Source organism: Acinetobacter sp. HA (genome assembly GCF_000264725.1).
Classification (GTDB): Bacteria; Pseudomonadota; Gammaproteobacteria; order Pseudomonadales; family Moraxellaceae; genus Acinetobacter; species Acinetobacter schindleri.
Map to the genome: position 1 here is coordinate 24,644 of NZ_AJXD01000095.1, position 12,580 is coordinate 37,223.

Genomic DNA, 12,580 nt, shown 5'->3' on the forward strand with positions numbered 1-12,580 from the left:
TAAATATTTAGACAGTTCTGCGTTTGGTGACCATGTTGTAGATAAACAGAATGATAATGGCACCAATCACCGAAGCAATAAAGCCTGCTGCTGAACCTTCCTCATAAAGACCTAGCATACGACCGCCATAGGTCGCAAGTAATGAACCGGCAATCCCCAGTAGGGTTGTCATAATAAAGCCTGCCTTGTCATCTCCAGGATGGATTGCACGCGCAATTAAACCTGCGATAAAACCAATAACAATTGCAACTATAAGTGACCACATATGTATGCTCCTTTCTTATCATGTCTTTGTTTTTAAGTCATGTTCAGAAATCATCATCGGATAAGTCAAGTCTTCAATCTAGCGAAGTCCTGAAACGGAATGTTAGCTTTTTGTTCATGTGAAGCAGACATAAAAAAAGTGGCTATCGCCACTTTTTAAAGTTGGATCTCTTAAAGACCAATTTCACCAATAAAAGGCAAATGGCGGTACTTCTGGTCATAGTCCAGACCGTAACCGACAATAAACTTGTCTTCGACTTCAAAGCCAAGGAACTGCACATCCAGATTAATTTCACGGCGTGAAGGTTTGCTGACCAAGGTACAGAGCTGAATCGAGTTTGGGTTACGGGTTTGCAGAATTTCCAGAACTTTGCTCAGCGTATTGCCGGAATCGATGATGTCTTCTACCACCAGTACATCTTTACCACGGATTTCACCGTCTAAATCTTTCAGGATTTTTACATCACGTGACGATACCGTGCCACCACCATAACTGGACACAGTCATGAAATCCAGTTCATGTGGTTTTGAAATCACACGACATAAATCGGCCATAAAAATCACTGAACCACGTAACAAACCGATGAGCACAAGTTCTTTGTCACTATGGGCATAGTGTGCATCGATTTGAGCACCAAGCTCTTTGACTTTAGCTTGAATTTCTTCAGCGGAAATCATTACGCTCATTTGAACGGTCATGGGTAGATACCTAAAAAGTAAAAATAGCAAAATAAAAAAGGTGTTGACCTGCAACACCTGATATATCAGCAATTTTAATACATCCAGCAGGCAGATGCACCTGTTTTGCCCTGTGTTAATGTAATCATTTTTTCGGCAATTGTGAATCGCGCTTGAGTAAAAAAGCGCAGCCAATGGCTATTGCTGATAGCATGAACCATATGCGACGGCGTGATTTTTCAGGCTTTTTCCTGAGCTGTTGTTTTGACATAAACCGCCTCTCCAGAAACATAAGTCGCTGCAATATTACGGTCATCACCCAGCATAATCAGTGCAAAAAATGCATCTTCAATATTTTTGGCTTTGCTTTGACGCAGCTGTTGTAACGCCGTCGCATTCAGATCTAATACAACAAAGTCAGCTTCTTTACCGATATTAAAGTTGCCGAGTTGATCCTCCAGACTCAAGGCTTTGGCTCCACCTAGTGTCGCATGATATAGCGATTCAAAGGCAGACAGTTTATTACCTTGCAACTGCTGCACCTTATAGGCTTCATTCAGGGTTTGCAGCTGATTAAATGAGGTCCCTGCCCCGATATCGGTGCCCAGTCCCACTTTAACGCCTTTGTCCCAAGCCTTTTTCAAAGGGAATAAACCACTGCCCAGGAACAGATTTGAGGTCGGACAGAAGGCAATAGCCGAGTCGGTCTGATGCATGCAATCCCACTCCTGCTCTTCCAGATGCACACAATGAGCAAATACCGATTTAGAACCGGTCAGACCATAGTGATGGTAAACATCTAAATAACCCTGATGTTCTGGGAACAATTCCTTGACCCAGGCAATCTCATTCTTGTTTTCACTGAGATGAGTATGCACATACACATCCGGATATTCCGCTTTAAGTTGTCCTGCTTTTTTCAGCTGTTCAGCTGTCGAAGTTGGAGCAAAGCGTGGCGTGATCGCATACAGGTTACGGCCCTTGCCATGCCACTTTTCAATCAACTTTTTAGAGTCGGTATACGCTGTTTCTGCGGTGTCCGTCAGTGCTTCCGGTGCATGACGGTCCATTAGCACTTTACCCGCAATCAGACGCATATTACGCGTCGTCGCTGCATTAAATAAAGCATTGACTGATTCAGGATGGACGGTACAAAAGACCAATGCGGTCGTGGTGCCGTTTTTAAGTAATTCTTCTACAAAAAATTCGGCAATTTTTTCTGAATAAGCTGGATCCTGGAACTGGATCTCAGTCGGAAAAGTATAGGTATTTAACCATTCTAGAAGTTGTTCACCATAAGCACCGACCATTTCGGTTTGCGGAAAATGGATATGGGTATCAATAAAACCTGGTACGATCAGCTGCTCAGGATAATGAGCCACCTGCACTCCTTCAGGCAGATGCTGCTGCCCCTCTTCCCAGCTGCCAAACCATTGAATCTCACCATTCTGGCTGATGAGCAAGCCATCTTCTACATATCGCACTTGGTCGTGAATTTCACGCGCTTGGGCAACCGTATTCTTGATATCCAGGAAGCGACCGCGTACTGCCGTCGTTGCAATGATAGAAGACATTTAAAACCTGCGCTTTTTGATTTTTTCGATTGATTGTAGCTGAAAAATTAGCATGTTTATATGAACATTCATATTTAACCATGCGTATTTTTTATGAGATCAAATAATCACGCGTAATTTCAACAGAGCATGTGTGTGCAGCCAAACTTGTAGACAAATAAAAAAGCCTGCTGATGCAGGCTTTTTTGATGCTTAATCTTACAGCGTAGTTTCGTTATGTTTCTTGCTATGACGAATCGACAAGATCGCGGTCACAGTCAAGACAATCACAATAAAGCTCAGTGAAATCCAGATCGGCATATGGAATACATCCAGCATCAGCATCTTAAAGCCGATAAAGACCAAAATCAAACCTAGGCCATAAGGCAGATAATGCATTTTTGAGGCTGCACCCGAGAGCAGGAAGAACATTGCACGCAGGCCTAAAATTGCCATCAGGTTCGCAGTAAGCACAATGAAGGGGTCGGTGGTGACAGCAAAAATAGCCGGAATAGAATCGACTGCGAAGATGACATCAGAGGCTTCGACCAGAATCAGCACCAAGAATAACGGCGTTGCCCAAAGCAAACCATTTTGACGGACAAAGAATTTATCGCCCTGAAGTTGCGGGGTGATACGCATATGTTTACGTAGCCATTTCAGAATGGCCATATCTTCAATATTGCTGTCTTCTTCATGCTGACCACGCAGGAATTTGAAGCCGGTATACACCAGGAACGCACCGAAGACATACAGAATCCACGAGAATTCCTGTACAAACCAGGCACCAATAAAAATAAAGATTGTTCTGAGCACAATTGCACCCAGTACACCATATAACAGCAATTTACGTTGTAGCGCTGGTGGAATGGCAAAGGCGGCAAAGATCATCAGCCAGACAAAGACATTATCAATTGCCAGGGATTTTTCCAGCAGATAACCGGCAAAGTATTCCATGACCTTGGTATTGGCAATTGCCGCACCTGCAGTTTGCTCCAGATACAGCCATAATCCACCACCAAATAAAGTCGCGACACTGACCCAGGCAATACTCCAGTAGGCAGCAGTACGGACTTTGACTTCCTGACCATGCTGATGTTTAAAGCCGACAAAATCGATCACCAGCATGACTGCGACAATCGCGAAAAAGATAAGATACAGCCAGAGCGTACCAATGGTTTCCATGTGAATTCTCCACATCGGACGACTGGCCATAAAAAAACCTTGACCAGCTGCCAGATGAAAAACATCTATAACAACATGATCAAGGTCTTGCCTACATCTTAGTGTTTCACTTTTTTACATCAAGTGTAACCTAAAGATGCTCAGATACCGACTTTTTGCAAAGTGTAATGACGATATTCTGACACGTTCAAAAACTGAAATTTCATTCTTAAACGTTTGGAGGAGGCTACTCCCCTTGTTCAAACTAAATTTTGTCTGAGCGATAGCTCAATATAAATTAAGCATGACAGATTTTAATTAGGGATACAATTTTATTTACAAAAATCATTCACTAAGCTTTAAGAAAATCAGGACGGCGTACCAGAAACACACTAAGCGCAAATCCAAAAAATGCCAATAATCCTCCCATCCAGCCGATACAGCCCAAGCCAATTTGCGCGGTCACGATCCCGCCGAGTAATGCACCCCCACCAATCCCGACATTGTATAAACCTGAAAAGATTGCCATGGCTACATCGGTGGCATCTGAGGCGAGGTTTAAAGTCTTTGCCTGTAAAGCCAGACTAAAACCAATAATACTGACTCCCCACATAAGACTCAGGCTATTTAAGCCAAAAAGGCTCACTGACATTGGCAATAGCAAGAGCATCGATATACCCAGCCCTAAAGTGAAAAATGGAATCGTCAGTCGTGGAAACTGTGGTGCAAATTTACCAAACAAGTAGGAACCCAGGAAGCCTGCTCCGCCATAGATCAGCAGCAATGTTGTGGTCTGTGCAGAACTGAAATGTGCCACATTCAACGCAAAAGGTTCGATATAACTATAGGCTGTGAACTGGGCACTGATCACCAATACAGTCAGTGCAAAAAGTAGCATCAGGCTGGGTCGTCTGATCAGGCTTTTTAAACTGCTAAAGGAGCCTGAGTTAATACTCGGTAAATGTGGCAAAGTTTTGACCAGAATAAAGCAGACTAACGTGGCAATTACTGCAATTAGCCCAAAACTGTTACGCCAGCCATACGCTTCGCCAATCATCCGGCCAAAAGGAATCCCGAGTACCATTGCCATCGCAGTACCGGTAGATAGTAGGCCTAAGGCCTGAAATTCTTTTCCTTTCGGTGCTACACGCACTGTCAGTGATGCCGTGATTGACCAGAACAGTGCATGAGCAACTGCAATTCCGATCCGACTGATAACCAGGACAATGAAACTCCAGGCAAAATAAGACAGCACATGACTGGCAATAAAGACCATAAATAGCAGTGTAAGTAGGAAACGGCGTTCAATATTTCTAGTGAGTAGCATGATCGGTAAAGACAGTAATGCGACTACCCAGGCATAAATAGTCAGCATCAGCCCGACTTCTCTTGGAGTCATGGCAAAGCTCTTTCCTATATCGCTCAGTAGTGCTACTGGAATAAACTCGGTCGTATTAAAAATAAAAGCGGCATAGGCCAAGGTAATCACACAGATCCATTGGCGTGTAACAGAAAGAGGTTGAGCAGAAGCAGACATGAGGGAGGATCAATACAGGATCGGCACATTCTATGCTTTTGCCAGAAAATTTCACATGAGGCAGGCTGTAATTTTACTCAGCGGAATTAAAAAAATTGCAACATTGTAAAGCTGAGGACTATGGCAGTCTGAGATAAAATCTTGAGGTAAACCTATGCAGATTGAACACCAGGAACAAGGAACTAAAGGGGAATGGTATGTGGCGCAGAAAGACCAGCGCCTGGCAGAGATGACATATTCCCGGGCAGGTGATGATAAGTTCATTATTGATCATACCTGGGTGGATGACAGCCTACGCGGACAGCGTGTTGGACAGCAGCTGGTCGAAGCTGCGGTCGGTTTTGCCAGAATGCATGCTCTGAAAATTATTCCACTCTGCCCTTTTGCCAAGTCGGTGTTTGACAAAAATGAAAGCATACGGGATGTACTTCAGTAGGACTTCATCTAACTCAAAGATGGGACTAAACATCTATAAGATGTTTAATGGATGAGGATATGACGATATAACAGGTTGATCCTGGATTAGTACAACAGGTAAGAAAATGAGCGACATCAAACATCAGGACTCAAAGCGCGGCGGTGTATTTTACATGGAAGACAATGGTCAGCGCGTAGCAGAAATTACTTATCAATGGCGTGAACCGGACACCATTGTTGCTGACCATACCTGGGTCTCACATGCACTGCGTGGTAAAGGTGTGGCCCGTAAAATGCTGGATATTCTGGTCGAATTTGCACGTCAGAAACAGCTGAAAATTATTCCACAATGCTCTTATGTGCATGTCATGTTTAAGCGTGATCGGAATTTACATGACGTAGCGACTTTAGCCTTTTAAACCACCCCGTTGGAATAAAAAGATTCAAATGGATAAAAGACGATAAGCCCTGTTTATGGGCTTGTGGCAATCTATAAAGCAGAGTGCCACTGAAGAGTCCTAATCCCATCCAGACAATCTGTTCATACTGTTGCAGCATGATCAAAATAACGATGATCAGGGAGATGCTGGTCTGAAAAAAGGCGCGATGATCCACACAAATCAATAGTGCCCAAGTTAATAGCATGCTGCTGATCAGCATGTTAATCTCACGTTGCAAGCCCCAGCTATGCAACACGATGACTAGCGCGAAACACAGACATAACAAGCTTAACGTGATGAAAAGATCTTTTAGCATGTTTCACCCTCATTAAAAGCATTATCATTCGAGTAATTATTTTTCAATGATGTCTCTTTAATTTTTAATAATTTAGCTACAAAATGCAAACTGAAAACAGTGTAAGAAATAGCTGATATTTGATTAAAAAATAACCTAAACCCAATATATTGACTATAAAATCAATACTTGAAATTTAAAGGAATCATTCATGCTACAACTCTGTTATGCCAGTATGCGCATCGAAACAGAACAAGATCTATTACAAGACCTGAGTGATATTTTAGCAATTGCACGAAAGTTCAATTATGAGCATCAGATCTATGGAGCACTGTATTATGCACATGGAAAGTTTTTCCAGTGTTTGCAGGGTGAACCTGAGATTGTAGAGCAGCTTTTTCAAAGTATTTCGAAAGACCGTCGGCATCAGCAGGTGTATCGTTTCGCTGATACAACCGTGGAAGCGCCAAGCTTTGCTGAGTGGTCGATGAAATATGTACATAAGCATAGCGAGATTGCTTCGTTCTTTTCCAAGCTGGGTCATAGCACTTTTCAGCCGCATTATCTGAACCAGCAAGATCTGGATGGCTTGCTCGAGATCTTGTATCGTGTTGACGAAAATCATCAACAGCTGGTTTCACCTCAGGGTTATAAACAACGTGGTTATGTCCCCTATTTCTGATCTGGTGAATCCAGACTAAAAATAAAAAAGTCCGCATGGCGGACTTTTTTTGTCTGATTTGCATTAGTTCATGTCAATCATCACTTTTAGGGCTTTTTCATCAGCCGCGTGTTTAAACACATCATAGGCCTTTTCAAACTCGTTAAATTTAAAGTGATGCGTGGCCAGTTTTTCTAGTGGTATTTTGCCGGAACAGCAGGTCTTGAGCAGCATGCCAGTGGTATTGGCATTGACCAGACCGGTAGTAATGGTCAGGTTCTTAATCCACAGTTTGTTCAGTTCAAAATTCACTGCTTTACCATGTACGCCGACGTTGGCGATATGTCCACCCTCTTTCACGACATGCTGGCAAATATTCCAGGTCGGTTCTACCCCTACCGCCTCAATGGCACAGTCGACACCGCGTCCATCGGTAATTTCTAAAATCTTTTGAATGGCATCTTCTTTACCAGAGTTAACGATATGAGTTGCGCCTACCGTTTTGGCAAATTCCAGCCGGTTATCATCCATATCTACCATAATAATATTGACTGGAGAATAAAATTGAGCAGTGAGCAAGGCACTCATCCCGATTGGCCCTGCACCTACGATCGCGACATTGTCACCCGGTTTGACATCACCATATTGCACACCAATTTCATGTGAGGTTGGCAGGATATCGGACAGGAAGACGGCGACGTCTTCATTTAAGCCTTCAGGTAAATGGTAAAGAGAAGTGTCAGCAAAAGGTGTACAGACATATTCGGCATGGGTACCATCAATCATATAACCCATAATCCAGCCACCGTCATTACGACAGTGTGCATACAGCTGTTTCTGGCAATTTTCACAGGTACCGCAGCGGCTGACGCAGGAAATAATGACCCGATCATCCTTTTTAAAGTTTTTGACTGCTGAACCGACTTCTTCAATGATGCCAATGCCTTCATGACCGAGAATCCGGCCATTAAAGTCGCCAGTTTTTTCTTTTGCCACCTGTTCAATTTCCGGGTTTTACCTTTCCAGATGCCGAGGTCGGTCCCGCAGATCGTGACCTTAGTCAGTTTGATAACGGCATCATCGGGCTGCAAGATTTTCGGGATGGGACGTTCTTCAAAGCGGATGTCATTGGCGCCATAGTAAACCATTGCTTTCATTGTATTTGACATGGCAACTATCCTTTTTAGTGATTATTGTGGAGGATTGGCAGTCGTATTTAGCTATGACGACTGTCAGCTGAGAAACACGTAATGACTTTAAGCTAGCAGGACTTTAGGATTAGATCATTGGTAAAATAGTTAATTCCTTAAAAAATTAAGTATTTTTTATATTAAAAAAGGACCATAGATATGTATCTACGATCCTTGAGAAATCTTATGGAATAAAGGCTACAAGTATTGATTTAGATAATTTACTGTAAGGCGCTAATCAGTTTCCGATGCAAGCCACCAAAACCGCCATTGGACATGATCACCACAGCATCGCCTTCCCCTGCTTCAGTAACAACAGTTTGAATGATCTCATCCAAAGTACGTGCTACCACAGCTTTATTTGGTGCAGCCTCAATCACAGGTTGCAGATCCCAATCCAGACCTTCAGGCTGATACCAGATCACTTCATCCGCCAGACGTGCTGAATAAGCCAAACCCTCTTTGTGACTGCCCATACGCATGGTATTCGAACGCGGTTCAATAATCGCCCAAAGCTTACGTTCACCCAGACGCTTGCGTGCGCCGTCGAGGGTAGTATCAATTGCAGTCGGATGATGGGCAAAATCATCATAGACTTCGATACCACGTACCGTACCGAGCAGCTCCATACGGCGTTTTACACCGCCAAAATTGGAGAGTGCTTCACAGGCAGTTTCAATGGATACACCGACATGCTCAGCAGCAGCAATAGTTGCCAGAGCATTGGCAACAGAGTGCTGACCCGTCATATTCCATTTTACTTCGCCTTTCACTACGCCATGCTGAAGCACTTTAAAATGTGAACCATCAGCAGACAACTGTTGTGCAGAGAGTTCAGCTTTTTCATTGGCATCCAGTGAAGTGCGAACTATCGGTGTCCAGCAGCCCTGCTCTAGTACTTCATCAATATTGGTTTCCGTAATCGGTGCAATGATGCGACCTTCAGACGGAATAGTGCGTACCAAGTGATGGAACTGTTTTTGAATTGCGGCCAGATCATCAAAGATATCGGCGTGATCAAATTCCAGATTATTCAGAATCGCAGTCTTAGGATGGTAATGCACGAACTTGGAGCGCTTGTCGAAGAAAGCAGAATCGTATTCATCGGCTTCTACACAGAAGTATTTGCCGCCACCTAAACGTGCACTTTCAGAAAAGCCCAGTGGTACACCGCCAATCAGGAAGCCTGGCTCTAACCCTGCCTGGTCTAGTACCCACGCCAGCATTGTTGTCGTCGTGGTTTTACCGTGCGTACCGGCTACCCCTAACACGTGTTTACCTTGCAGTACGTGATCTGCAAGAAATTGTGGCCCGGAAATATAAGGCAGACCTTCATTCAGCATATATTCCACGGCATCAATACTACGCTTCATGGCATTACCAACAATGACCAGATCCGGATGTGGTTGTAGGTGGCTACGGTCATAGCCCTGCATTAAAGTAATGCCTGCATTTTCCAGTTGGGTCGACATTGGTGGATACACGTTCTGGTCTGAACCTGTCACCTTATGTCCGAGGTCTCGCGCGAGTAAGGCCAGCGAGCCCATAAAGGTGCCACAAATGCCCAAGATATGCAGATGCATCTACTTCACTCCATTTTGTACTGACACATCACTTTGTTTTCTGTGCTGTTGTCATGATTTATTCGATTTACCGGCAACGATAGCAAGGCTTTGCGGGAAAAGATAGGCATTCTGGCGTGATTTTTTATGTGAAGAAACGATGCTAGATGTGATAAAAAACCAAGCTTCACGATTATCTTTTGCTGCAATAATCCGTAAAATATCCTGTAAATTTTCTACCGGCATCCGCTATGTTCTGGCCCCTGCTCCTGCTTATTTGTGCAAACTGCTTTATGACATTGGCCTGGTATGGTCATCTGAAATTTTTGCCGCATGATGCCCCAATGTGGAAGATCATTTTATTTAGCTGGGTCATTGCTTTATTTGAATATAGCCTGATGATTCCTGCAACACGGCTGATGGCGCAACACGGACTCGCAGTCGGTCAGATGAAGATCACCCAGGAAGTGGTGACGCTACTGGTCTTTGTGCCCTTTATGCTATTTATGTTTAAACAGCCATTTAAACTGGATTATCTCTGGGCAGGATTATGCCTGTGTGGCTGTGTCTATTTCGTGTTCCGTAGCCCCTAATATCATTCAAGTGGTGTACTTCCCTATTTTTATTACAGATTTTGAGATTTCATTAAAAAATAAGAAAAATCGGGCCTTGCTTTGACCGTTAAATTTTATGAAGCTGAATTTTCAGTCTATAATACGCACTCCCATTAAAGCTTGGCTCTCTCGTCGAGATTTATCTTCTCTTACTTTAATCTCTGGAAACATTGCAATGAATGCGGCTGCTGCACAAGATGCTCCTCTAGTAGGTATTATCATGGGTTCTCAATCAGACTGGGCAACTCTCGAACACACTGCCAATATGCTTAAGCAGCTTGGTGTCCCATTTGAAGCCGAAGTCGTTTCTGCACACCGTACCCCTGACCGTCTGTTTGAATATGCAGAACAAGCACGTGATCGTGGTATTCAGGTAATTATTGCCGGTGCTGGTGGTGCAGCGCATTTACCCGGTATGTGTGCCGCAAAAACCGATCTGCCGGTATTGGGTGTGCCGGTAAAATCTTCGATTTTAAATGGTGTCGATTCATTGCTTTCAATTGTACAAATGCCAGCAGGTATTGCCGTGGGTACCTTGGCGATTGGGCCAGCAGGTGCGACCAATGCAGCCATTATGGCAGCGCAAATTTTAGGTCTGACCCGTCCAGACATCGCGAAAAATGTTGCAGATTTCCGTGCTGCACAAACGGATAAAGTCGCTAGCAACAATATTCCAGGCCAAGCTTAATACGGGATAAAACACAATGGATAAAACCATCGGTATTTTTGGTGGCGGTCAGCTCGGTCGAATGATGGCACAAGCGGCATTGCCTTTAAACATTCAATGTACTTTCTTTGAAGCCACTACAGACTGCCCTTCGGCTGCATTAGGTCCGGTATTTTCCACCAAGGCTGAAAATGGTCTGCAAGACTTTATCAACAGTGCAGATGTGTTCAGCCTTGAGTTTGAAAATACACCACTGGCGGATGTAGATGTTTTAACGAAAAACAAAGACCTGCATCCGCCACGTCAGGCTTTGGCAATTGCACAGCATCGTCTGTCTGAAAAAGCCCTGTTTGATGAATTGGCAATTCCGGTAGCACCGTATAAAGCAGTCACCTCTCTAGAAAGCTTAAAAGCCGCTGTCGCGGAGCTGGGCTTGCCAATCGTACTGAAAACTTCACGTGGCGGTTATGATGGCAAAGGCCAGTTTGTACTGCGTACAGCAGATCAGATTGATCAGGCTTGGGCAGAACTGGGTCCTGCCGGTGAACTGATTGCAGAAAGTTTTGTTACCTTCTCGCGTGAAGTCTCAATTATTGCGGTACGTGGTCAAGATGGTGATGTGAAGACCTGGCCATTGGCTGAAAATCATCATCATAATGGCATTCTGTCTCATTCGATTGTACCTGCACCCAACAGTGCGGACTTGCAGCCAGTCGCGCAGGACTATATTACTCGCCTGCTGAATCATCTGAACTATGTGGGTGTATTAACTCTTGAGCTGTTTGTGACAGATAAGGGGCTATACGCCAACGAGATGGCACCCCGTGTGCATAATTCAGGTCACTGGTCGATTGAAGGTGCAGTGTGTTCGCAGTTTGAAAACCATGTGCGTGCGGTGGCTGGATTGCCTTTAGGTTCAACTGAGGTGATCCGTCCAACCGTGCTGGTGAATATCATCGGTCAACATCCAAAATCTGAAGATGTTCTAGCCTTGGAAGGCGCGCATTTGCACTTATACAATAAGTCAGAACGTGAAGGCCGTAAGATTGGTCACATCACCCTAATGCCAACCGACAGTGCACAATTGACTACGCTATGTCGTCAACTGGCGAAGATTTTACCGAATCCATTGGCATTGAGCGAAGATATGAGCATCTAAGCTTTAACTTGCTGATAAAAAAGCGATCACACCTGTGGTCGCTTTTTTATTTGTCGGCTTTCAGGCATGATTGCGCCTCTTTGAAAATACCCTGCCATTTATCGGATTATTTTAAAAATCAATTGCTTATAAAACAGACAATAATTTATAAATAATTGATGCAAATTTAATCTGTTACTGCATTAGTTCGGCTATGCAGATTTAAATTTAAAATGAATTTAAAACTTACAAAGTGTACTTTGAATTTAAATTCATAGAAATAAATTCAAATTTAAAAAGAGGTCATTTGAATTTAAATTTTCTATTTTGAATTTAAATTCAAAACAATAGATTTAAAAGCCAAGGAATGAATTCAAAGTTTTGAATTTAAAAATCCTTC

General features: G+C 43.5%; 15 protein-coding genes. 6 read left to right on the top strand and 9 right to left on the bottom strand.

Annotated features, from left to right (window positions below; all coding sequences use genetic code 11):
* Positions 1-7: 7 nt before the first annotated feature.
* The 5 genes from HADU_RS12390 to HADU_RS12410 form a co-directional block, all read right to left on the bottom strand.
* Positions 8-265 carry a GlsB/YeaQ/YmgE family stress response membrane protein gene (locus tag HADU_RS12390; protein WP_004813984.1) on the bottom strand — a complete coding sequence of 86 codons (258 nt, stop codon included), beginning with the start codon at positions 263-265 and terminating at the stop codon, positions 8-10.
* Positions 266-435: 170 nt separating this feature from the next.
* Complete coding sequence (gene hpt / locus HADU_RS12395) at positions 436-963, bottom strand: hypoxanthine phosphoribosyltransferase (protein ID WP_008306930.1); 528 nt, start codon at positions 961-963, stop codon at positions 436-438.
* A gap of 218 nt (positions 964-1,181) precedes the next feature.
* Entirely contained in the window at positions 1,182-2,516 is a 1,335-nt protein-coding gene (gene guaD / locus HADU_RS12400) for a guanine deaminase (protein WP_008306932.1), read from the bottom strand.
* Positions 2,517-2,714: 198 nt separating this feature from the next.
* Positions 2,715-3,680, bottom strand: coding sequence for a TerC family protein (locus HADU_RS12405; RefSeq protein ID WP_008306934.1), 966 nt, complete (start codon positions 3,678-3,680; stop codon positions 2,715-2,717).
* A gap of 331 nt (positions 3,681-4,011) precedes the next feature.
* Positions 4,012-5,196, bottom strand: a complete 1,185-nt coding sequence (locus HADU_RS12410; protein ID WP_008306936.1) for a sugar transporter — start codon at positions 5,194-5,196, stop codon at positions 4,012-4,014.
* Between the two features lie 154 nt (positions 5,197-5,350).
* Here HADU_RS12410 and HADU_RS12415 point away from each other — a divergent pair, with 154 nt between their 5' ends.
* Both HADU_RS12415 and HADU_RS12420 read left to right on the top strand, forming a co-directional pair.
* Positions 5,351-5,632, top strand: a complete 282-nt coding sequence (locus tag HADU_RS12415) for a GNAT family N-acetyltransferase (protein WP_004813975.1) — start codon at positions 5,351-5,353, stop codon at positions 5,630-5,632.
* A 106-nt stretch (positions 5,633-5,738) separates the two neighbouring features.
* A complete protein-coding gene (locus tag HADU_RS12420) occupies positions 5,739-6,032 on the top strand; it encodes a GNAT family N-acetyltransferase (protein WP_008306938.1) in 294 nt (97 codons plus the stop codon).
* Here HADU_RS12420 and HADU_RS15425 read toward each other — a convergent pair.
* Entirely contained in the window at positions 5,986-6,369 is a 384-nt protein-coding gene (locus HADU_RS15425) for a hypothetical protein (protein WP_005220468.1), read from the bottom strand. The genes HADU_RS12420 and HADU_RS15425 overlap by 47 nt on opposite strands.
* Positions 6,370-6,559: 190 nt before the next feature.
* Here HADU_RS15425 and HADU_RS12425 point away from each other — a divergent pair, with 190 nt between their 5' ends.
* Positions 6,560-7,030, top strand: coding sequence for a BLUF domain-containing protein (locus HADU_RS12425; protein ID WP_008306942.1), 471 nt, complete (start codon positions 6,560-6,562; stop codon positions 7,028-7,030).
* A gap of 63 nt (positions 7,031-7,093) precedes the next feature.
* Here HADU_RS12425 and HADU_RS12430 read toward each other — a convergent pair whose 3' ends face one another.
* The 3 genes from HADU_RS12430 to HADU_RS15575 all read right to left on the bottom strand — a co-directional run bounded on the left by HADU_RS12430 (position 7,094) and on the right by HADU_RS15575 (position 10,007).
* Complete coding sequence (locus tag HADU_RS12430; RefSeq protein ID WP_008306943.1) at positions 7,094-8,005, bottom strand: zinc-binding dehydrogenase; 912 nt, start codon at positions 8,003-8,005, stop codon at positions 7,094-7,096.
* Between the two features lie 415 nt (positions 8,006-8,420).
* A complete protein-coding gene (gene mpl / locus HADU_RS12435; protein WP_004813964.1) occupies positions 8,421-9,782 on the bottom strand; it encodes a UDP-N-acetylmuramate:L-alanyl-gamma-D-glutamyl-meso-diaminopimelate ligase in 1,362 nt (453 codons plus the stop codon).
* Between the two features lie 51 nt (positions 9,783-9,833).
* Entirely contained in the window at positions 9,834-10,007 is a 174-nt protein-coding gene (locus HADU_RS15575) for a hypothetical protein (protein ID WP_017401641.1), read from the bottom strand.
* Between the two features lie 5 nt (positions 10,008-10,012).
* Here HADU_RS15575 and HADU_RS12440 point away from each other — a divergent pair, with 5 nt between their 5' ends.
* From HADU_RS12440 to HADU_RS12450, 3 genes are all read left to right on the top strand, one after another.
* Entirely contained in the window at positions 10,013-10,354 is a 342-nt protein-coding gene (locus tag HADU_RS12440) for a DMT family protein (RefSeq protein ID WP_004813962.1), read from the top strand.
* A 196-nt stretch (positions 10,355-10,550) separates the two neighbouring features.
* Positions 10,551-11,063 carry a 5-(carboxyamino)imidazole ribonucleotide mutase gene (purE, locus tag HADU_RS12445; protein ID WP_004813961.1) on the top strand — a complete coding sequence of 171 codons (513 nt, stop codon included), beginning with the start codon at positions 10,551-10,553 and terminating at the stop codon, positions 11,061-11,063.
* 16 nt (positions 11,064-11,079) lie between these two features.
* Positions 11,080-12,201 carry a 5-(carboxyamino)imidazole ribonucleotide synthase gene (locus HADU_RS12450; RefSeq protein ID WP_004813959.1) on the top strand — a complete coding sequence of 374 codons (1,122 nt, stop codon included), beginning with the start codon at positions 11,080-11,082 and terminating at the stop codon, positions 12,199-12,201.
* Positions 12,202-12,580 lie beyond the last annotated feature (379 nt).

Bases quoted from the DNA above. Each gene is read 5' to 3' on its own strand.
- purE (WP_004813961.1), top strand. From the start codon at position 10,551: ATGAATGCGGCTGCTGCACAAGATGCTCCTCTAGTAGGTATTATCATG.
- HADU_RS12390 (WP_004813984.1), bottom strand. From the start codon at position 265: ATGTGGTCACTTATAGTTGCAATTGTTATTGGTTTTATCGCAGGTTTA.
- HADU_RS12450 (WP_004813959.1), top strand. From the start codon at position 11,080: ATGGATAAAACCATCGGTATTTTTGGTGGCGGTCAGCTCGGTCGAATG.
- mpl (WP_004813964.1), bottom strand. From the start codon at position 9,782: ATGCATCTGCATATCTTGGGCATTTGTGGCACCTTTATGGGCTCGCTG.
- HADU_RS12425 (WP_008306942.1), top strand. From the start codon at position 6,560: ATGCTACAACTCTGTTATGCCAGTATGCGCATCGAAACAGAACAAGAT.
- HADU_RS15425 (WP_005220468.1), bottom strand. From the start codon at position 6,369: ATGCTAAAAGATCTTTTCATCACGTTAAGCTTGTTATGTCTGTGTTTC.
- HADU_RS12440 (WP_004813962.1), top strand. From the start codon at position 10,013: ATGTTCTGGCCCCTGCTCCTGCTTATTTGTGCAAACTGCTTTATGACA.
- HADU_RS12415 (WP_004813975.1), top strand. From the start codon at position 5,351: ATGCAGATTGAACACCAGGAACAAGGAACTAAAGGGGAATGGTATGTG.
- HADU_RS12405 (WP_008306934.1), bottom strand. From the start codon at position 3,680: ATGGAAACCATTGGTACGCTCTGGCTGTATCTTATCTTTTTCGCGATT.
- hpt (WP_008306930.1), bottom strand. From the start codon at position 963: ATGACCGTTCAAATGAGCGTAATGATTTCCGCTGAAGAAATTCAAGCT.
- HADU_RS12410 (WP_008306936.1), bottom strand. From the start codon at position 5,196: ATGTCTGCTTCTGCTCAACCTCTTTCTGTTACACGCCAATGGATCTGT.
- HADU_RS15575 (WP_017401641.1), bottom strand. From the start codon at position 10,007: ATGCCGGTAGAAAATTTACAGGATATTTTACGGATTATTGCAGCAAAA.
- HADU_RS12420 (WP_008306938.1), top strand. From the start codon at position 5,739: ATGAGCGACATCAAACATCAGGACTCAAAGCGCGGCGGTGTATTTTAC.
- guaD (WP_008306932.1), bottom strand. From the start codon at position 2,516: ATGTCTTCTATCATTGCAACGACGGCAGTACGCGGTCGCTTCCTGGAT.